Source organism: Vibrio coralliirubri (assembly GCF_024347375.1).
Lineage (GTDB): Bacteria > Pseudomonadota > Gammaproteobacteria > Enterobacterales > Vibrionaceae > Vibrio > Vibrio coralliirubri.
Genome location: NZ_AP025471.1, coordinates 1,860,329 through 1,881,060 on the forward strand (window position 1 = coordinate 1,860,329; position 20,732 = coordinate 1,881,060).

Annotated in this window: 20 protein-coding genes; 10 read left to right on the plus strand and 10 right to left on the minus strand. The window is 44.5% G+C overall.

The features are described 5' to 3' along the window. Positions 1–5: 5 nt before the first annotated feature. Positions 6–863 (minus strand): LysR substrate-binding domain-containing protein, encoded by an 858-nt coding sequence (locus OCV20_RS25050; RefSeq protein ID WP_086774020.1) that lies wholly within the window; start codon positions 861–863, stop codon positions 6–8. Positions 864–969: 106 nt separating this feature from the next. Between OCV20_RS25050 and OCV20_RS25055 the strand changes: the two genes are divergently transcribed. Both OCV20_RS25055 and OCV20_RS25060 read left to right on the plus strand, forming a co-directional pair. After that, entirely contained in the window at positions 970–1,293 is a 324-nt protein-coding gene (locus tag OCV20_RS25055; RefSeq protein WP_086774019.1) for a putative quinol monooxygenase, read from the plus strand. A 3-nt stretch (positions 1,294–1,296) separates the two neighbouring features. Then, positions 1,297–2,271: a Gfo/Idh/MocA family protein gene (locus OCV20_RS25060; protein WP_086774018.1), complete on the plus strand. Its 975-nt coding sequence runs from the start codon at positions 1,297–1,299 to the stop codon at positions 2,269–2,271. A gap of 110 nt (positions 2,272–2,381) precedes the next feature. On the opposite strand, the gene OCV20_RS25065 is transcribed toward OCV20_RS25060, so the two are convergent. From OCV20_RS25065 to OCV20_RS25095, 7 genes are all read right to left on the minus strand, one after another. Continuing rightward, positions 2,382–3,020, minus strand: coding sequence for a 2-dehydro-3-deoxy-6-phosphogalactonate aldolase (locus tag OCV20_RS25065; protein WP_086774017.1), 639 nt, complete (start codon positions 3,018–3,020; stop codon positions 2,382–2,384). Next, the gene (locus OCV20_RS25070) at positions 3,010–3,918 is read right to left on the minus strand and encodes a 2-dehydro-3-deoxygalactonokinase (protein ID WP_086774016.1); all 909 of its coding nucleotides are present in this window, start codon (positions 3,916–3,918) and stop codon (positions 3,010–3,012) included. Before OCV20_RS25070 ends, OCV20_RS25065 begins: the two co-directional genes overlap by 11 nt. Before the next feature lie 166 nt (positions 3,919–4,084). Continuing rightward, positions 4,085–5,230 (minus strand): mandelate racemase/muconate lactonizing enzyme family protein, encoded by a 1,146-nt coding sequence (locus OCV20_RS25075; RefSeq protein WP_086774015.1) that lies wholly within the window; start codon positions 5,228–5,230, stop codon positions 4,085–4,087. Positions 5,231–5,244: 14 nt separating this feature from the next. After that, the gene (locus OCV20_RS25080) at positions 5,245–6,513 is read right to left on the minus strand and encodes a TRAP transporter large permease (protein ID WP_050620396.1); all 1,269 of its coding nucleotides are present in this window, start codon (positions 6,511–6,513) and stop codon (positions 5,245–5,247) included. A 9-nt stretch (positions 6,514–6,522) separates the two neighbouring features. Next, complete coding sequence (locus OCV20_RS25085) at positions 6,523–6,996, minus strand: TRAP transporter small permease (protein WP_050620397.1); 474 nt, start codon at positions 6,994–6,996, stop codon at positions 6,523–6,525. Between the two features lie 135 nt (positions 6,997–7,131). Further along, the gene (locus tag OCV20_RS25090) at positions 7,132–8,187 is read right to left on the minus strand and encodes a TRAP transporter substrate-binding protein (protein WP_050620398.1); all 1,056 of its coding nucleotides are present in this window, start codon (positions 8,185–8,187) and stop codon (positions 7,132–7,134) included. Positions 8,188–8,245: 58 nt separating this feature from the next. Next, positions 8,246–8,971 carry an IclR family transcriptional regulator gene (locus OCV20_RS25095; protein ID WP_017089484.1) on the minus strand — a complete coding sequence of 242 codons (726 nt, stop codon included), beginning with the start codon at positions 8,969–8,971 and terminating at the stop codon, positions 8,246–8,248. A 224-nt stretch (positions 8,972–9,195) separates the two neighbouring features. On the opposite strand from OCV20_RS25095, the gene OCV20_RS25100 reads away from it, so the two are divergent. Beyond that, positions 9,196–9,534, plus strand: coding sequence for a hypothetical protein (locus OCV20_RS25100; RefSeq protein ID WP_048610494.1), 339 nt, complete (start codon positions 9,196–9,198; stop codon positions 9,532–9,534). A gap of 439 nt (positions 9,535–9,973) precedes the next feature. Next, positions 9,974–12,205, plus strand: coding sequence for a hypothetical protein (locus OCV20_RS25105; RefSeq protein WP_086774013.1), 2,232 nt, complete (start codon positions 9,974–9,976; stop codon positions 12,203–12,205). A 43-nt stretch (positions 12,206–12,248) separates the two neighbouring features. Here OCV20_RS25105 and OCV20_RS25110 read toward each other — a convergent pair whose 3' ends face one another. Both OCV20_RS25110 and OCV20_RS25115 read right to left on the minus strand, forming a co-directional pair. Then, the gene (locus OCV20_RS25110) at positions 12,249–12,710 is read right to left on the minus strand and encodes a hypothetical protein (RefSeq protein WP_086774012.1); all 462 of its coding nucleotides are present in this window, start codon (positions 12,708–12,710) and stop codon (positions 12,249–12,251) included. A gap of 180 nt (positions 12,711–12,890) precedes the next feature. Then, entirely contained in the window at positions 12,891–13,649 is a 759-nt protein-coding gene (locus OCV20_RS25115; RefSeq protein ID WP_017072299.1) for a DeoR/GlpR family DNA-binding transcription regulator, read from the minus strand. A 280-nt stretch (positions 13,650–13,929) separates the two neighbouring features. Between OCV20_RS25115 and ltnD the strand changes: the two genes are divergently transcribed. The 6 genes from ltnD to OCV20_RS25145 all read left to right on the plus strand — a co-directional run bounded on the left by ltnD (position 13,930) and on the right by OCV20_RS25145 (position 20,458). Next, positions 13,930–14,844, plus strand: coding sequence for an L-threonate dehydrogenase (ltnD, locus tag OCV20_RS25120; protein WP_050620401.1), 915 nt, complete (start codon positions 13,930–13,932; stop codon positions 14,842–14,844). A 2-nt stretch (positions 14,845–14,846) separates the two neighbouring features. Next, positions 14,847–16,103: a 3-oxo-tetronate kinase gene (gene otnK / locus OCV20_RS25125; RefSeq protein WP_086774011.1), complete on the plus strand. Its 1,257-nt coding sequence runs from the start codon at positions 14,847–14,849 to the stop codon at positions 16,101–16,103. Positions 16,104–16,114: 11 nt separating this feature from the next. Next, the gene (otnC, locus tag OCV20_RS25130; protein ID WP_017086591.1) at positions 16,115–16,762 is read left to right on the plus strand and encodes a 3-oxo-tetronate 4-phosphate decarboxylase; all 648 of its coding nucleotides are present in this window, start codon (positions 16,115–16,117) and stop codon (positions 16,760–16,762) included. Then, on the plus strand, positions 16,762–17,538 hold the full coding sequence (gene otnI, locus OCV20_RS25135; protein WP_086774010.1) for a 2-oxo-tetronate isomerase: 777 nt from the start codon (positions 16,762–16,764) through the stop codon (positions 17,536–17,538). Before otnC ends, otnI begins: the two co-directional genes overlap by 1 nt. Before the next feature lie 179 nt (positions 17,539–17,717). Continuing rightward, positions 17,718–19,172 (plus strand): GntP family permease, encoded by a 1,455-nt coding sequence (locus tag OCV20_RS25140; protein WP_050620404.1) that lies wholly within the window; start codon positions 17,718–17,720, stop codon positions 19,170–19,172. Positions 19,173–19,285: 113 nt separating this feature from the next. Then, positions 19,286–20,458: a glycerate kinase gene (locus OCV20_RS25145; protein WP_086774009.1), complete on the plus strand. Its 1,173-nt coding sequence runs from the start codon at positions 19,286–19,288 to the stop codon at positions 20,456–20,458. The last annotated feature ends 274 nt before the right edge of the window (positions 20,459–20,732 follow it).

Here is a 20,732-nt window from a genome sequence, read left to right on the forward strand (position 1 = left end):
CTTAGTTACTCGGAAAGAGCAGCTAATAAAAACTCGACAAAGGTTCTGTTCTTCAACGACAGTTGCTTAGTTTTGTAGAGCAAGTGAATCGGCTTTGGTAACGGCGCCATGCCGGGTAGGATTTCCAACAGCGCTCCACGTTTAATCTCTTCTGCGACTAAGATTGTCGGTTGCAACAACACGCCCACACCTTGTAGGGCGGCATATCGCAACACATCCCCATTATTCGACATCAAGCGCACACGCTCTTTATTCGGTGTGGCGTGAGGGGCTTGGCTGCTGTAACTGAATCCAAGCGATGGGTGCTGCGCCAAGTCTTCTAGTACTCTGATTTCAGCATGTTGGTTAAGGTACTCAGGAGCCGCGCAGTAACACATCTCATAATCCCCTAAGTATCTGGCGACTAAACTGGAATCAGACAGGTCACCGATTCGCACAATCAAATCAATATCGGATGAATAAGGATCGACAAGGTCGTTGTTCAGTACGAGTTCGACATTAATCGTTGGGTGATGCGCGAGGAACTTAGCCACAATCGGGGCAAGCACCTTGTTCCCATAGGTGACCGGACAGTTTATCTTTACCGTCCCTTGTGGCTGGTTCTCCAAGGTTTGAATTAGGTTTTCAGCATTGCTGATGTCTTCGAGAATCCGTTTACATTCTCGATAATAAAGCTGACCGGAATCGGTTAAAGACTGCTTACGCGTGGTGCGGTGGATCAGCTGAGACTTCAAACTGGCTTCTAAGGAATGGACATGCTTACTTATCATGGTCGCCGACAGGTTGAAGTGGTTTGCGGCGCTACGAAAGCTGCCTTGTTCCACCACGTAGACGAAGACTTTCATGCTGGTTAACTTATCCATTGAACACTCTTGGTTGATAAACAATAAACAAAACGTGAGTTTATCAATTATTAGGGGTTAATTATATTAATGGCAAACCGATAATTAACTAAAATAAGAGCGTGAAATGCCTCAAATGAACGAAACCATCTTTGTTACTGCCGAACTTAAGATCAAAACTAACATAGAGCGAGCTGCTGCGATCGAAGCTATCGAACAGTTTTGTTTAGACATGCAAAGCGAGCCGGGCTGTCTACAAGCGATTGCAACCTATGATCAAAGCCAAAGCGATCGTGTGATCTTGCTTGAGCAATACGCAAACCGCGAGGCGATCAATCAGCACTTTGTGATGCCTCATACCCAAGCGTTTATTGAGCGTGATATTACGGAATTAGTGCAAGCATTTGAAACGCAACGTGGACCAATCAAAACACAAGAGCAGGAGATCTAAGACATGAAATGGGGAATCCTAGGAACCAGCTTTATCTCAGGCGTAATGGCGGATGCGATTAAAGGCGATGCTCAAAGCGAGTTGTATGCCGTTGCTGGTCGTACTGAAAAAACACTTAACGAGTTTGCTGCTCAATACCAACCAACACGAACCTTCAACAGCTATGAAGCCTTGATTGAAGATGAGTCGGTCGACATTATCTATATTGCTCTGCCAAACCATGTCCATCATGAGTATGTGATTAAAGCGGCTCAAAAAGGCAAAGCGATCTTGTGTGAGAAGTCTCTGTCGGTAGATATGGAAAAAACCGAGCAAGCCTTGCAAGCCGTGAAAGAAGCGGGCGTATTCTTTGCAGAAGGTTTGATGTATCTAAACCATCCACTTATCGCCAAGCTTCATCAAGAACTAGCAACCGGTGAGATTGGTGAAGTGCGCTCAATCCAAGGCTCCTACGTTGCGGCAATTGATCAGTTCGTGAACCCTGCAAGTAAAGGCGCGCTGTACAACCTTGGCTGCTACCCAATGTCGCTGATTCACTCTGTTGCGCAGCAGCAATTTGGTGAGAGCGTGTTCGATGACGTGCAGGTCTCAGCAATCGGTCGACGAGGCCAAGATGGCAATATCTGTGAATCGTCGGCGATGATGCGTTTCAATGACCGCTTTACCGCGCAAATCCATACTGCTGAAGACCACGGTTTAAAGCACGGCTTTACGGTCCTAGGCAGTAAAGGCTGCATTACGCTAGATACTAATCCATGGCTACCGACCGAAGACAACACATTCACGGTTGAGATCTATGAAACGTCGACACGTGAAGTGAAAGCTGAAGCGCAAGGCGATGGTTTCCACTATCAAGTGCGTAATATTCGCCAAGCAGTTGAGCGAGGTGACACACAACTTGTTGCGCCGATGGCGACTCATCAAGACTCTCGTGTAATCATGAAGTTACTGACTGATTGGGAACAAGCGGCGAGCTAGTGTCTTAGTAAAAGAAATACGACTCATATTGTTCTGTATGACTGATAACAAATCACATAGACAAATATGAGCCGTATTGTTGGTTCTGCTTACTTTTTGGGCGAGCTTACTTAAGCTACAGACTCTTTAAAGGCGGTATTGAATGCCTTTGCATTGGCGCGAATCTCGTCGTCAGATAAGCCAGGCTTGTAAAGTGACGCCCCTAAACCAAAGCCTTTCGCACCTATGTCTAAGTATGGTTTCATGCTCTCGATGGTAGGGTTGATACCACCTACTGGTAAGCAGATTGCTTCGGGAGGCAGCACGGAATTCAACGCTTTAAAGCCATCAAGCCCAAGGACAGAAACCGGGAATAGTTTTAACCCTGTCGCGCCGGCAGCAAGTGCAGCGAACGCCTCTGTCGGCGTAACAACACCAGGGAAGCTGACGCAACCTGCAGCCACTGACATTTTCACGACCTGTTCGTTGAAGTTCGGCGTTACCACTAAGTTTGCACCTGTATCAATCACAGCTTGTGCTTTTTCTGGTGTGGTAACGGTACCCGCGCCAATTAAATATTGATCACCGAAATGTTCGACTAGCATTTTAATGCTGGTCAATGCATCTGGTGAGTTCAATGGCACTTCAATCATTGAGAAGCCTTCCTCAATCAAAATCTGCGTCACACGAATACAATCTTCCGGTTCTACACCACGGATAATGGCAACGAGTGGTAAGTGATCACTTAGGTTAAAGTCTTTATTTGTCATTGTTCATTGCCTCTTTAATTTTTAACATTCCAGCGATGAAAGTGTCATCGCCATTCACGTATTCGGTTGTTTTCTTTAGCTGACGACAGGCTTGGTCATAGCGTTCTGATAGAGCTTTTCCGCCCACCAAGTAGATGCTCTCTTGATGCAGTTCTCGTACTTCGTTGCCGATTAACAGCCCTGATAAGTAATCAAACACTTCACTCTCTTCTAGATTGCCGAATAGACGATGCGTTCTGGCTTTGAAGAGCTGATTGGTGATTGACGGGTTCGAGCTTTCCTCTATCCCTTTTACAAAAGCAGCGTTAGAGCTGATTTGTTCAGGCAAGCCACGCCCTAGGATTGTGTGTGTCGACAGTGCAGAGAATAGTTCGCCAGTCATGTAGGTTGAAAACGAGACTAACTTACCCGCTTCAATATTTGCGTGTTTGCTGTGAGTCCCCGGAAAAGCTGCTTCAAGCGTCGGTTTGCCTGCTAACTCAAGAAGTCCAAACAACTGAACCTCTTCACCACGCATGACGTCGTAGTGGCCATGCTCATCACAATGGCTGACACCCGGAATGATGGTGGCTGTTGCCCCCCAAGGGAGGTCGAATTGATGGGTGTTTTGAGCCAAGGACTCCACATTAGTTGGCGTGGAAACATAAGGGACGTTGACCCAGCCCTGTGCAGAACCAACCATACCTGCCATATAAATTGGGAAGTGTTGGTATTCGCCGAGCCACTCACTCAGCAATGATTCAAGCTCGGTTGCAAAGGCACCATCTTCAACCTGAAGCAGCCCCATTTTACGTTCTGTTTTATCAACGACCTGTCCTTGTTCATCCATGGCAAAGGCACGAAAGTTTGTCGTTCCCCAATCCAGAATTAGCCAACTGATTTTGTTTTTTTGATTCATAATTACAGCTCACAGACGCGCCCTAAGGCGCGCAGTTTTAGGTTTAGTTGATGTACTTTTTATCGGTTTACTTTGTCGAACCGTTAACGTTTCGGATCTAGCTAACTCTTTTTACCTAGTTAACCTTGTTTATCTAGTTCGCATTTGTTTAGTTAACTTTGCTTATTTAGTTAATTTTGTATTGCTTGATGATGTCGGTATTCACATCGACACCGATGCCCGGTTTGGTAGAGATTTGTACCTTGCCGTTTTCCATCTTGATGCCATCGCAAATGAGATCTTTGCGGAATGGGTGTGAAGACTGGTCAAACTCAAGCATTGGCTCGATAGGGTTGAGTGATAGTGGTGAACTTGGTAGTGAAGCAATAAATTGTAAAGAGGCCGCAATACCAATACCAGAACCCCACACGTGTGGAATCATCATGGTGTGGTTTGCTTGTGCCATTGCTGCAATCTTCTTACATTCCGTGATACCACCTGAAGAACATAGATCAGGTTGAATCACGTCTAACGCTCTCTGTTCAAGCCAAGGGCGGTAGCCCATTTTCCCGAACAGTTGCTCACCTGCGGCGATATAAGTCGTAGAAAGGTTCTTGATTTCTTGATAGCCAGCAATGTCTTCTGGAGCTAACAGCTCCTCTAAGAAGTACAGGTTTAACTCTTCTGTTTCTTTGATGATGCGACGTGCAGCAGCGGCGTTGTACGCCCCATTAGCATCAGCCATGATCTTCACATCATTACCAACGGCTTCACGAATCGAACGAATAAAGGCGATGTCTTCATCTACGCCAAATCCAATTTTGAGTTTGAACGCTTCAAAGCCACCATCGACATAGCGATGTGCTTCCTCAATAGCCGCTTCTGGATATTTCGCGTCTGCGACACGATAGAAGCCAGTTGCGTACGGGGTGACTTCCTTGCGGAAAGCACCGCCGATCAGTGAGTGAATCGGCTTATTGAGAGCCTTACCAATGACATCCCACAGTGCAATATCAACACCGCTGATCGCGTTCACCGCAGAACCACCTTGACCGTATGGGCGAGTCACGTTGTACATCTCTTCCCAAAGTACTTCCACGTCGAACGGGCTGCGTCCGAGCAGTAGCGGCTTAAAGGTATGTTCAATAAATGCCGCCGCAATGTGCGGGCTCTGTAGGCCGTGACAAAGTGCTTCACCAAAACCAACAACCCCTTCATCAGTAACGATTTCGATGATCATTGAGCTACGGTTATGAACCCAGCCTTGTGCGAAATAAAACGGCGTCTCTAGTGGAACTGAGATTGCGTGTGGAATGACATCAATAATTTTCACAATAAATACCTTACTTAAATCAGAATCAGAGATATCTGAGGAATAAATACAATCAGCGTTAACGCGAACATCATGGCTAGGAAGAACGGGATAATCGCCTTAGAGAGTTTCTCAACAGAGACCCCTGAAACGCTCGAGCCAACAAATAAGTTTAGGCCCAGAGGGGGAGTGATAAACCCGATAGCCAATGTCACCACCATGATGATGCCGATGTGTACTGGGTTGAAACCGAATAGCATGGCCACTGGAACCAAGATTGGCGTCAGAATAATGATTGCCGCAACGGTCTCCATGAAACAGCCGACAACGAGCAGTAGTGCTACCATCAAGATAATGAAGATCACCTTGCTATCGGAGAAATCAAGCATCGCGTTAGCAATTTGTGTTGGAATTTGTTCAAGTGCTAAGTACTTACCAAAGGCAGTCGCGGTACCCACAATCAACAACACAATCACGGAAGTAATCACCGATTTAGTGAAGATTTTTGGTAAGTCTTTAAAGGTAATTTCTTTATAGGCGAATAGGCTCACAATAAGGCCATAAACCACCGCTACTACACTTGCTTCTGTTGGGGTGAAAATACCGCCGTAGATACCACCAAGAATGATTACTGGGATAAGCAGTGCGAGTTGAGCGTGTTTAAATTGAGCCCACACCTCTTTCCAGCTAAACGGTTCGTCTGATCCTTTGTAGCCTTTCTTCTTTGAGTAGATGTATGCCCAAGCCATCAAACAAAGCGATACCAAGATGCCTGGGATGATGCCTGCAATGAATAAGTCGCCAATTGATACGCCTGCAGATACGCCGTACATCACCATTGGGATACTTGGTGGAATCATGACACCAATCGCACCGGCTGCTGTAACAACCGCGGTTGCAAAGCCCTTGTCGTAGCCGTACTTGATCATCGCTGGAATCATGATGCCGCCAACCGCCGCTACCGTAGCTGGGCCAGAGCCCGAGATAGCAGCGAAGAACATACATGTAATGATTGAAGCAATTGCGAAACCACCCGTGATGTTTTTCACTAATGAGTTAGCAAAGTTCACCAAACGTTGCGAGATACCGCCGCTGCCCATGATGTCACCCGCTAGGATGAAAAATGGTACTGCCATAATTGGGAAAGAATCGACAGAGGTGATTAAGGTACTCACAAGAAAATCAACGCTTAAGGTGCCGGTTGAAATAATGGTGAGTAGCGTTGCCATACCCAATGAGATAGCAATGGGCACAGAGGCAATAACGAGTAGTGCGAAAGTCGCAAACAAAATAAATACTGACATGATTACCTCCTATTTCGCTGTTTTGATGTCATCAGTGGTGGATACCATCTGTTGAATCAACCTGATTGATGTAAGTGCAAAGCCTACTGGGCCTGCTAGATAAACGATCCACATTGGCAACCCAAGTGCTGGTGATGTTTGACCTAGGTAATATAGGTTCGTCACCATTTGCGTTGATTTAAATAAAATAACAACAGAGAATGCTAAGAAGACGAAGTCCGAAAATAGGCTTAGGTACTTTTTTTCCTTCTCATCTATTAACATTGCTATGGCTTCTATTTTTATGTGGCTCTTTTTCGCGACAGCAAAGCTGATGCCGATATAAACTAACCAAATGAAACAATAGCGAGCTAACTCTTCAGTCCAAGCAATTGAATAATCGAATGTTCTGGATACTACTTGTAAGAATATTGCCGCCGTCATAATAACGAGCAGTATTACGGCTATCGTATTTTCAAAATACTTATCTAACCAATTCAACATAATAAGGTTCCTTGTTCACTTATTACTTAGATCTATTACTTGTCTATTATTTACTAATGATAGTTATTGAGGGTTAATCATCAAAATAGTCAGTATTAATAATGTAATGGTCTAAATGTTAAGTGATGGCTTGAGTTACTGAGCGGCTAATTCGTTTTCAGCTTTTTTAATTTGTTCTTGGAAAGCGGAGACAACATCTTTGCCAATGATTGGTGTGTATTTCTCAATAACGGGCTTAGTCGCTTCTTGGAAGCCGACCAGTGCTTCAGGTGTTAGCGTTACGACTTCCATGTTTTGTTTAATAACATCCAAGCTTTCAAGATTGACTCGACGGTTAACTTGACGCTCGTAGTCGCCAGCATCAATAGCGGCTTGGCGCAGAACTCTTTGATCGTGACGGCTTAGTTTGTTCCATGTCGCTTGGCTAACAATTAAAGCCAATGGTGTGTATACATGGCCTGTGTTTGATAAGGTTTCTTGTACTTCGAACAAGTTGTTCAGTGCGATATTCGGGTAAGGGTTTTCTTGTCCGTCAACCGTGCCTTGCTGAAGTGCTGTGAACAGTTCGTTGAAGGCCATCGGTGTTGGAGTTGCGCCCATCGCTTTCCATGCGTCTAGGTGAAGTGGGCTCTCCATAGTACGGATCTTTAGGCCTTTCACGTCATCAATCGTTTTCACAGCACGACGTGAATTCGTAACATGACGGAAACCATTCTCCCAGAAATCCAGGCCGACTAAGCCTTTTGACTCTAATCTGTTCAGCATGTCGTCACCAAATTCGCTGCGTAGCACTTTATCTGCGACATCTTCACTGGTGATCATAAAGGGAAGGTCGAACACATTGTATTCAGGGTAGAAGTTAGCCAATGGACCCGTAGATGGAATAGATACGTCAAGTGTTCCTAATTGCAGCATTTCAATCGCCGCACGGTCATCACCTAATTGTGCTGAAGGGTATATATCCACCTTCAGTTCAGTAAATTTCTCAACAATTTCTTTAAACTTAGCTGCACCATCATAGATAGGGTGTTTGTTATTAGAGCTCATGCTGAAACGTAAAGTTTGAACTTGAGATTCACCTGCTGCAATACTCGATTGGTTATTTCCTTGAGAATTTGTAGCAATGGCTGCACCAATGATTGAGGCGACAAACACCCCACCAATGGCTAGAATTTTTCCGGTTCTAGACATAGTCGTACCTGATTAATTTATTATTTATATAAAGTGTACGTTACATACACCTGTAGGGTTAATTAAGTTGCTTGGATATTTTCTGGCAATACTCAGTAATAACAGGAATTAACTCTGTCATTCTTTCGTCAGACATATATTCTTTGATACTGGTTACTGATATAGCCGCAATAATATTGTTATATTTATTTCTTATTGGTACAGCAACGCAACGTACAAGGTCTTCGTTATCTTCTAAGTCATAGCTATAGTCATGCTTAGAATATTCATTCATTCTTTTTAGCATCGACTCGACGTCATGATTAGTTTGCGATGAAATAAGTCGAATCCATTCCATCTTTGGCATATCAATCATTAACGCTTTTCCAATCCCTGTTGCAGACATTGGCAGTCGGTCTCCCACTTGAGATCGCAGTTGAATTGCACGCTCTCCCGGGATTTTATCTAGGTAGAAGATTTGATCCTCATCTTTGATGCCTAGATGGACGGTATCTTTAGTTTGAGCAGCAAGTTCGCGAATAAAGGGTTTCGCAATTTCTTTGAGAGGCATGTCTTGTTGGGCGCGGATACCAAGTTGAATCATTTTAGTACCTAGCACTAGACCAATCCCTTTCACTTCTCGGATATAGCGAGCTTCAATAAGGCCTTGGATAATTCTGTGCACCGTAGATTTCGGCAGCTGCAAATGTTCACACACATCTTTCAGTTGTCGATTACCTTCAGCGATCGAGTCGATGACTGCGATTGCTTTTACCAATGCTTGATTACCTTGTAACTTGCTCATAAAACCGCCTCTCGTTGTATGAGAGAAATATAGCGGTAGTTTGCTATTGATAATGTGATAACTATCAACATTCCACTTTGTGAAACAATAGTCCCACATTGTGGAATTTATCAGTGTAAGTACAAATACTTTGCATTTAAAACTTCCACAGTGTCCAATATTAGGTAGTACAAAATTGATCGAAAAACCTTATTTTTTAAGGTGTTAAATAGGAGCTTTGCTGCATGCGTAAATCAGATAAGAAAATCGAAAATCAAATCAGAGACGTGTTAACTGACGTGTGTGAAGACACGCTGAAAGGCTTCGATGGTTTTTTGTGGGTGACTCACTCGGTCAACTTCTCCTCTTTTCCGCAAAGTTTGAAAATTGTCTGTGTATTCGACACCAATCAGGATAGAACGAACTTCTTAAGTGGCGAAGGCAAGCAAAGTGTTTCAGGGGCTATTCAACAAGCGTTCAATCAAGTTGGAATTCAACTGAAGAATATCGACAAGCATGTGAGCTACGATACGCAAGAAAACTGCGACCGTGACCATCAAGGGAAGTGGAACAAGAGGCTTTAAGGCGCGTTGTCATCGTTCTGTTTAGATCACAGACCCTAACCTATCCAAATTGAGTTTCAACATTGTGGTGCTCAAACTGATATTCGATGCAGCAAATCTCAGCCCGTTCTGAGTCCTAGGCTCTGATAACCTTCCGTCTTCCAAACTGCGTTATTCTCATTTTGAGAAAATCTGAGCTGATTTCTCGTCAGCCGGAGATACTTGGTTTCCAAATAAAATTAAAATCACAAAAATTTATCTTTTCCTTAATGCATTGATTTTGAATCGGCATTTGCTCGTTTTACTTGCCACCGATGAAACAAGACAGACGAGCACTTGAACAATAGAGCCATGTAGTCGATACTTTTTTCGTATTTTGATTCCTAAATTGACACGTAAGTTGGCTGACTTTTCGTCTTGTGATTTAAGGCATGACAGTATCGATTAGGAAATTTGAATCATGAAAACCTACATTTCTGGGCTGCTCGCACTCATACCGTCATGTTTAATCGCTGGCTACGCTTTTGCTGTTGGCACAGCGGTTGTGCTGCCAGGGCAACATGAAGCGGGTGTTGATCTTTCGGGCTCCCCACTATCTGCGAATGCTGTCATTGATTGGGAAATTACCAACAGTGATATTGTCTTCGGAGCTTATGCCGACAAAGCCGACAATGAGCGGGCCACGACAATTGGTTATATGTACAACCAAGTCATGGCGATGAACTCGGGTTGGTTGGAGAACGATCTCCGTAACCAAGCTGAGTTAGAAGGCCTCAACTTCGAAGACTATTTCCTGCACTTTTCTGAAGATACTGTCATTGCCGAAGTTGATAAAACTCACGGCGAAAAGACTCTGTTAAACCGAAAACCTATGATCTTGGGCTATACAGCCAGTGAAGACCATGCTGGCTTTTGGCTGTATCAAGAGCCTCCGTGGGATGCTGATGTGTTTGAGAATTTCGAACAGGGTGGGGCTTTGTATATCTATCATGCTGAACAGTTCGAACGGCTGACCTTTAAGTTCTCACAGTTTGCTGGCAGCGGCGAATTCTGGATTGAATACCCAACAGCTATTGATTCTCACGGAAGGGTTTCACAGTGGGAAAGGCTCGATGTAAAGAAAGACAAAACGCTCAGCATGACCAAAAACCAATCGGTGATCTGGAACCTTCCTAATGATTGGGTAAGAGCCACAACTCATGATGGCAGTGGTGCGAGCTATGGTGGCGGACAGTATTTTGGTTCAACCTTTTTGAGAGATGGTGGGCGCTTATATGTTGTGAGAGTTCGTTGGCAAAGTGAGAACGCCGACGACAGGCCGCGTTTAAAAGAAGTAAAACTGAAAAACAGTTTTCCAACCGTCAAATTAACCGACGCTCCCACTACAACGCCGGGCGGCAATGCTATCAGCCAATGGCGAAAAATCCGCGGTTTTGATGTGTCTGCAGACCTAGATGGCGATAACTACTTGTCGCCAAGCGAGTATCGAAATCGAACCAATAAGAACGCGACAGCGCGTTTTCGCTGGGAATCAAGAGTGGTGCCATTTGGTCGAATGTGGAGCGCTAACTCATCTTGGTCGCTAACGAACGTCGCAAACGCGGATTATCTATCTGCTATTCATCGCTACTACAAGCAAAGCTGGGCAAGCCAAGGTTTGAATGGTGCGTACAACGACGACACAAATAAACTCATTGGCTCGAACCAGTTCTATGTTCACTCTGGCGGGCATGTTCAAGAATTAGGAGCTGTTGCGGGTTCGAATCAAGCGGATGATCTCTACAAACAACAATTTTCAGCGTTTCTCAAAAATCTATCTGCTTTAGAAAGTGATGCGTCGATTGGATTGAACATCGGAACTGCGAACTTGTTGGGTCGAAATGGACAGTCTCATCTTAGCGAGGCGGGATCTCTGTATTTACGCGAGCACTACATTTTTCCGTCTACTGGGTTTAGTGGTTACTCGGGGATCTCTAAATTCTGGGATAATTCTGGGCTCGCTTACAATGGGCAAAGTGTTATTTTTCAGGCGACAACGCGTTATGGGCGAGTTCACTATCTTGGAAATAGTGAAGAGAATTGGAAGCAAGACCAATACTCGACCCTAGCGATCTACCACCTCAATCGACATGCTCAACATAGCTACTTTAATCAGTGGAACAATGGTTACGTCTATGGAAGTGGCAATACGACGGCTGACACTTTCTGGCAAAGTGGTGTCCCTAAAAACATCGCCTACCAACCCAGTTCTTTATTGGCCGTTGATTTGGGAGAGCCGAGTCATCAAATCCCACAAGGCTTTGAGCCGATTCCTTTGATGCTTTCGACAACGACACCTCAGCCCGCTGACTACACCATCGTTGGCGATGCCTCGATGAACGAAATGGTGCATGCTGATCTGCCCAATGGCATGACTCACGTTCTACCGACGTTCACTTACTTTATGTATCAATCTGAAAATCAGGTGGTTGCTGGTGGTCCTGAGGACATGGTGTTAGCGAGAGAGTTTAGCAATGGTCGTGTGTTGTATCGTACGGATTTCCACGGTAAGAATCCGAGCTTTTATGAAACGTCAAAACTCACCATTGCGTTGGATGTTCCAATGAAACCTGTTGATGCTAACGGTAACGTTGGTGACTATGTGAGTGAAATAGAAATTGGCGGTTATGAAGGGCTTTTCTTACTTTATTAGAACCAATGCGAGTGAGTACTCTCGAACCAGAGCAGACTAGAGCTTAGGTTCGGGATATGAGCTTATTCTTTTTACACTGTTTGAACTCTTTGGCGATCCACGATTGCTCATTTAAACCATTGTCGATTAGAGCAAAAAGGTAGCCATCGACTTTACCTGAAGCCGCAGGATATTCTTGAAAAGCGTGCTTAGGGTAGCCGGGGTAATCTGTCTCGTATTGAGCGTCTAACTGCTTACCGAGTTGACGCCATTTTACGAATAACTCAGAAGAAGATGTCTCAACCTTATATTGGCCTAAAATGCGTTGGTGGTGGGTTAACGCCACTTTAGCGCAGTGATTGGTCTGTACGACTTTTTGTATCAATTCAACTTGTTCTTCACTCATGGTTTTCGCCAGTACATTCTCTTGTTCGATACGCGCCATTCGCTCACTAAACGTTTCAGCATGGATGGGAAACACAAAAGTAAGCGGTAAAGCCAATACCAAAAGACGCTTGTAGAACATAACCAAACTCGTTAAAAGGATTCGCGGCTATTATGCCGTCCGCCGCCAATATTATTAATGAATATAAACGCTTAATTGTAAGAATTATTTTTATCGAGTAGATAAATAGATGGCTTTGGAGTGGTAGTATTCAGGCCGTGAATGTTTAGTTGGTGAGCCTGAAATTTGATGAGGGATCCGTTACGAATTAATGACCTTGATGCCTTTATCTTGAAGCTCATCAATCACACTACTCGAAAGATCAATATCGGTGATCACGCCATCAAGCGCACTTAAATCTAAGGCGTGGAAAGTAGCGATTCGCCCGTATTTGGTTGAGTCTGAAATCAGATAGTTTGAATGAGCTGCTTGAACAATGGCTTGTTTGACTAATACCTTATTTTCACAAGGTGTCGAGAGCCCTTTTAGATTCCAAGATGAAGAAGAGATAAACGCAATATCAATATTCATCCCTGCCAAGAACTCCGCTACTTTGCCCCCAATACTCGATTGATTTTCACGGTCAATCTTGCCACCAGTATGGTAAATCTCAGATTGTGTGCTGTTCATTAGGTACGCGGCAATCGCGAAGTCATTGGTGATGATAAGCAGATCATCTCGCCCTGCAAGTTGGTGAGCGATCTCCAAAGAGGTTGTTCCAGCGTCTAAGTAGATAGTCGAATACTCAGGAACCAATTGAGCAGCTAGTTGACCTATTTGAGCTTTTTCGCTTGCTTGCTGTTCTACCTTGATGTCGTGTGACAATTCGCTGTGCAGTGCTTTAGTCAGCTGAACGCCACCCGAAACTGAAATCACTTTCCCTGATGTCTCTAGCTTTACGATATCTCGACGAATGGTCATATGAGACACCTCTAAGTGCTCAACAAGCTCAGAAATACTGATCACTTCTTGGTGTGATAATAGTGACAAAATGGTTCTCTGACGTTCCGCTGGAATCATGATTCTTCTTCTATGTTCTTATTTTTCATCATCCTATCAATCTTTAGCTGTTTTGTGAATATCTGTGAATATCTGTTGTGAAATAGCAATTAGAACTGTGATTGCTGCCGAAATTACCCTTATCTAATGCCTCGAAAGGGTTAAATTACTCAGTTGTGTTAACTTTTGTTAAAAATGTGACTTATCACTAAGTCGCATTCGATTGCTTAACATATAATCACAAACATAAACAAGAATTAACAAATCTAGAATTCAATAATTACGTGAAAGGCATCTTGCTATGAATGAAGTTCAATCTGTTGGTGTTATCGGTTTAGGTTCTATGGGCATGGGCGCAGCGAAGTCATGCGTGCGTGCAGGGCTTGATGTATATGGTTTCGATTTGAATCCGCAAGCGCTTGAAACCTTGGGTGAATATGGCGCAAAAGCGGTCTCGACAAGTGCGGTTGAGTTTGCCGACAAACTTGATTCAGTTTTGGTATTGGTTGTGAATGCAGCTCAAGTTAACACGGTACTGTTTAAGACTGGTCTTGCGGCGGCACTAAGACCTAACACGCCAGTTATGGTCTCGGCAACGATCTCAGCAGAAGACGCGAAACAAATCGAAGCTCAGCTTGCTGAACATGATCTTGTGATGCTGGATGCGCCAGTGTCCGGCGGTGCAGTAAAAGCAGAAGTCGGTGAAATGACCATCATGGCTTCAGGTTCGACAAGTACATTCGAAGTATTGGCTCCTGTACTCGATGCAACTGCAGCTAAAGTCTACAACATCGGTGAGGCCATCGGCCTTGGTGCGACCGTTAAGATTATCCACCAGTTACTAGCAGGTGTTCATATTGCTGCGGGCGCTGAAGCGATGGCACTAGCCGCACGCGCAAACATTCCGCTTGATTTGATGTACGACGTTGTTACGAATGCAGCGGGCAACTCTTGGATGTTCGAGAACCGCATGAAGCACGTAGTCGATGGTGATTACTCTCCAAAATCTATGGTTGATATCTTTGTGAAGGATTTGAACTTGGTATCAGATACCGCTCAAGACCTGAAATTCCCACTCCCGCTATCAAGTGCTGCACTGAACATGTTCGTTAGCGCGAGCAATGCTGGCTTTGGTCAAGAAGATGACAGCGCAGTGATTAAAGTATTCCAAGGTATTGATCTACCAGGTGTAAATACGTCAAAGGCGGAGAAATAATCATGTTATTAGGTGTTATTGCAGACGACTTTACAGGTGCAACAGACATTGCTGGTTTCTTGGTTGAAAACGGTATGCGCACTGTTCAACTGAATGGGATTCCAACGGGAGAGTTTGACACATCAGCTGATGCTGTGGTGATCAGCCTTAAATCTCGCTCTTGCCCAGTTGACGAAGCGGTGACGGATTCGGTTACTGCGCTTAAATGGCTTCAATCTCAAGGCTGCCAACAGTTTTACTTTAAATACTGCTCAACGTTCGACAGTACCGCTGAGGGCAATATTGGTCCCGTAACAGATGCACTTTTGGCTGAACTTGGAGAATCTTTCACTATGGTTTGCCCTGCATTGCCAGTAAATGGTCGCACGGTTTACAACGGTCACTTGTTTGTTTTTGGTGAGTTATTGAGTGATTCAGGTATGCGTAATCACCCTGTTACACCAATGACGGATTCAAGTGTGGTTCGAATGATGGACGCACAATCAGAAGGTGTTTCCGGTTTAGTTAACTTTCAAACGATTGAACAGGGCGCTGATGCGGTTACCGCTCGTTTTAACGAACTCAAAGCTCAAGGTAGTCGCTACGCCGTGGTAGACGCATTTAATGCAGAGCACTTGGTGACGTTAGGTCAAGCGGCTAAATCTTTGAAACTAATCACAGGTGGTTCAGGCCTAGCTGCTGGTATCGCTAAAAACTGGACAGAACATCTTGCTGATCAAAGTGATGCAAAACATGCCGGTAGCCCAGTCAAAGCACCAACCGTTGTGTTCTCTGGTTCTTGTTCAGTGATGACTAACCAACAAGTTGCGGTATACAAGCAGCTTGCTCCTCACTTTGCTATCGATGTGAAGGCTTGCTTAACCAATGATCAATACGCCAATGAAGTGTTCGATTGGGTGATGACCAATAACCAAGGCGAGTTTGCTCCTTTGGTTTATGCAACCGCAGATGCTGCCGCACTAAAAGCAATTCAAGAAGAGTACGGCGCACAAGCTTCAAGCCACGCCGTTGAACAATTTTTTAGTCAACTCGCTATCAAACTACAACAACATGGCGTGAAAAACTTCATCGTTGCTGGTGGTGAAACATCAGGCGTTGTGACGCAAAGCCTAGCCGTGAAAGGTTTTCATATTGGTCCTCAAATCGCACCAGGTGTGCCTTGGGTTAAATCGGTCGAAGGTGAGCTATCACTAGCGCTAAAATCGGGCAATTTTGGTGATAAAAACTTCTTCGCTAAAGCTCAATCATTCTTTTCATAAGCGAGATTCAAATGAGTAAAGTTTTGATGAACGAGCAGCAGTTAAGAGAGCAAATGGTCACGCTCGCTCGTTCAATGTTCGAACGAGGTTACGCCACTGGTGGTGCAGGTAACCTGTCTATCAAATTACCTAATGGGCATTTTCTAGCAACACCAACAGGCTCTTCATTTGGTCGCCTTGTCGCTGAGGAATTGTCGGTTGTTGATATCGATGGCAACCACATCTCAGGTAAAAAGCCTTCTAAAGAAGCGGCATTCCACCTAGCGATTTACCGTAATAATCCTGTATGCAATGCCATTGTTCATTTGCATTCTACTTACCTTACCGCGTTGTCTTGCCTTGAAGGGTTGGATCGTAACAACGCGATTAAGGCTTTCACACCGTATTTCGTGATGCGAATTGGCGAGTTACCAGTCATTCCTTACCTACGTCCGGGTGACCCACAAATCGCTGAAGAGTTGGCAAAACGAGCAGGTGATTATCGAGCATTTTTGTTAGCAAACCACGGCCCAGTAGTAACAGGCACTGACTTTGTTGATGCCGTTGATAACGCTGAAGAGCTAGAAGAGACCGCCAAATTAGCATTCTTATTGAAAGGGAATGATATCCGTTACCTAACGGACGAAGAAGTGATGGACTTAAAAGGGAGAGGCAAATAATGGCTAAGTTCGCAGCAAACTTAACGATGTTATTCACAGAAGTACCATTTCTAGAGCGTTTTGAAAAAGCACACCAAGTCGGTTTCAAAGCTGTTGAATACCTATTCCCTTATGCATTTGAGGCCGAAGAGCTTGCAGAAAAAATGCAGAGATTTGGTTTTGAACAGGCGCTGTTCAACATGCCTCCAGGTGATTGGGACGCAGGCGAACGAGGCTTCGCAGCTATTCCTGGCCGTGAAGAAGAGTTTAAAGCCAGCGTTGATACGGCACTTATGTACGCTAAAGCGCTGAATTGCAAGAAAGTTCACGCGATGTCGGGTCTACATGATGCGAATTTCACGAGGCAGCAACACGTTGAAACTTTTATCTCAAATATTCGTTTTGCCGCAGATAAGTTTGCTGAGCATGACATCGAATTGATGATTGAACCGCTAAATAGCCGTGATGTTCCTAATTACTTCGTTGCTCACCAACGTGACGCTGTCGAACTGATTAAGTTAGTCGATAGGCCAAATGTGAAGCTGCAACTCGACCTTTATCACGCGCAAATCATGGATGGTGATTTAAGTACTTTGATTCGTGAAGTTGCTGCTTATACCGGTCATATCCAAATTGCTTCTGTGCCAGAAAGGCATGAACCATCGGAAGGCGAACTGAACTACCCACACTTGTTTAGTGTTTTGGATGATTCAGGTTACCAAGGTTGGATTGGTTGTGAATATAACCCAAGAGGCACGACAGAAGAGGGGCTTGGCTGGGTAAAAAGTTATTTATAGCGCGGTGTGAATGGCGTTTATATGTAACGAACCATAAAAGTAAAAACTGATTTAGATAACACGGCTTACAGGTAAGCCAACATATAACGACAAAGTGCAATAGGTGATCCCGATATCACCTATATGCACCACCCTACAATTTTCATAAAAATGAAGAAAGAGACAAAAGGAATATAAAAATGGATGGAGCACTGATAGGCATCGTAATTGGCATCTTAGCCATGATGGGTATGATTATTAAAACGAGAATCCCAGTCGCACTTGCTATGGTTATTGCAAGTATCATCATGGGTCTTTTTGCGGGTATGGCGCCAACAGAGTTGATTGATGCAATTAAAGCTGGTTTTGGTGGCGTGCTTGGTGGTATTGGTTTGATCATCGCGTTCGGCGTTATCATGGGCGCGTGTTTCGAACGCTCTGGAGCCGCTGTTCGAATGGCAAAAACGTTTGTAAAGCTGTGTGGTAAAGGTCGTGAAGACTTAGCACTAGGTTTTACAGGGGTGCTTGTCGCTATACCAGTTTTCTGTGACTCTGCGTACATCATTTTGCATTCTCTTGTTCGCGCAATTTCACGTGATACGGGTAAGTCAGCGGTTGGCCTAGGTGTGACTCTAGCGCTTGGCTTGCTTATCACTCACGCACTTGTGCCACCAACACCGGGTCCAGTTGCTGTGGCTGGAATTCTGGGTGTAGATCTAGGTGAATACATGTTATGGGGTTTGATGGTTTCTATCCCTATGATGCTTCTTTCTATGATTTATATTCGTCGAGTAGGTAACGAGTACTACCGCGTACCAAATGGTGAGACATGGATTACTAACCAAGCTGATTGGGCAAACCTTGAGAAAGTGAAAGAAACAGATGACAGAGAGCTACCAAGTAACTTTTTATCATTCGGTCCAATTCTGCTGCCAATCGCATTCATCCTAATCAACACGCTTGTTGGTCAAGGTGACACTGCAATGCACAACGTTATTTCGTTGATTGGTAACCCAGTGGTTGCTGTTGGTATCGGTGTTCTTATGGCGCTATACGGTCTTACTCGTCATATTGAGCGCAAAGACATGGTTAGCTCTATGGATGATGCTCTGTCTACTACAGGTCTAATTCTTGTGGTAACTGGCTGTGGTGGCGCAATGGGTGCAGTACTTAAAGCATCAGGTGCTGGCCCTCAAGTAGCCGAAGCTATCGCGAGCAGCGGTATTCCACCTCTACTTGTACCACTTGCAATTGCTTCAATGCTTCGTCTAATCCAAGGTTCAGCAACGGCATCAATGATGGTTGCAGCAACGATGACACTGCCTCTAGTCGAAACGTTAGGTCTAGACCCAGTATTCGTAGCACTTGCATGTGCGGTAGGTCCGGTTGGCTTCTCTCATTTGAACGATTCATACTTCCACATCATCAACCGTACGTTAGGTATTACTGAACTTGCTGACCAAATTAAGATCTGGTCTGTGTCTTCAACTATCGCATGGGCGATTGGTGCAAGCATCATCATGATTCTAAACTTAGTGTTTGGTAAAGGCGGTACGTTGATCGACCCACTGATTCCAATTGCGGTTCTAGGTGCTGTATTCGTTTGGCTAAAAAGCAAAGAGAAATCACAAGTAAAGACAGCCGTTACTAACTAATACTGCTTACCTTTATATACTGCCCCTATTAAGTGATTAGCTTGCTGATCTTCAATAGGGGCATTTTTGGATCGGGCACTCATCAAAATTACTAATCTTTTGGATCTCTCAGTATGAAAATTGTTATTGCACCAGACTCGTTTAAAGAATCTTTATCGGCTGTATCGGTGGCGGCGTACATTGAAAAGGGCTTTCGTGAAATCTTCCCTGACGCTGAATACGTGACCTTGCCTTTGGCCGATGGCGGCGAAGGGACTGTGGATGTGTTACTGCAAGGATTAGCGGGGCAGAAGCGAACACATCAAGTGGAAGGGCCGTTGGGCGCATTGGTTAATGCTGAATGGGCGATGCTTGAGCCATCCGATAGTAACCCGAACAAAACGGCACTGGTTGAAATTGCTGCGGCATCTGGTTTGGATTTACTGACACCAGAGCAACGTGATCCATTGGTTGCTTCTTCATTCGGTACTGGGCAACTGATTTTGGAAGCGATAGAGCGGGGCGCTCAAACGATTATTCTTGGATTGGGTGGCAGTGCGACTAATGATGGTGGTGCGGGTATTGTTCAAGCTTTAGGTGGTCGTTTGCTAGATCAAAAAGAGCAAGAGCTTAACCGAGGTGGTGCTGCGCTAGCGGAGTTAGCATCTATTGACCTTACAGGTCTAGATTCACGCTGTGCTGATATCGAGTTAATTGTGGCGTGCGATGTCGATAATCCGCTGTGTGGTGATAACGGTGCCAGCCATATATTCGGCCCACAAAAAGGGGCGACACCGGAACAAGTCTTACTGCTTGATAAGGCGCTTGCGAATTTTGCTCAAGTTGCTGAATCTCAAGGCTGTATTCGAGGTGATGACTCTGTTCACAAGCGTACTGGTTATGGTGCGGCTGGTGGGGCTCCAATGGGGCTTGGTTTGTTGTTTAACATGCAGATTAAACCGGGTATTGAGATGGTGCTTGATGTTTTGCAAGCCGATGAAGTATTGAAAGGCGCAGACCTTGTGATTACCGGTGAAGGGCAAATGGATAACCAAACTCTGCAAGGAAAAACGCCTTATGGGATTGCTAAACGTGCGAGCTTACAGGGCATTCCAACCATAGGAATTGCCGGATCTTTAGGCACCGAAGTAGAAGCCTTATATAGCGAAATGAACAGCTTGTTTGGTACCGTGAGATCACCTCAAACCTTAGAAAAAGTACTACAAGAGGCTGATATCAACTTGACGAGAACGGCAAGAAATATTGCAGCGACTTTACGGTTAGGTCACAAAATATCGCAAAAATAGTGGGCATCTACAAGATGGGGTGAACCGATGTTTGGTTTGCTGTGTTTCGTAAGTTCATGATTATTATATTGTAAATATTCTTATCAATATGAAATGATTATGATTTAGATCATTAACTTGATAGGTTTTGTCCATGATAACGATAATTACAAACGATTATATTTTACTTTGATTCAAGCTTATTCTATATCCTTAGTTACTGCGTGGTTTTGTGTGATGAATAACTACCATACAGAAGTGGCGGTGCAACAAAGATGCTGCACCTAAAAGGTAA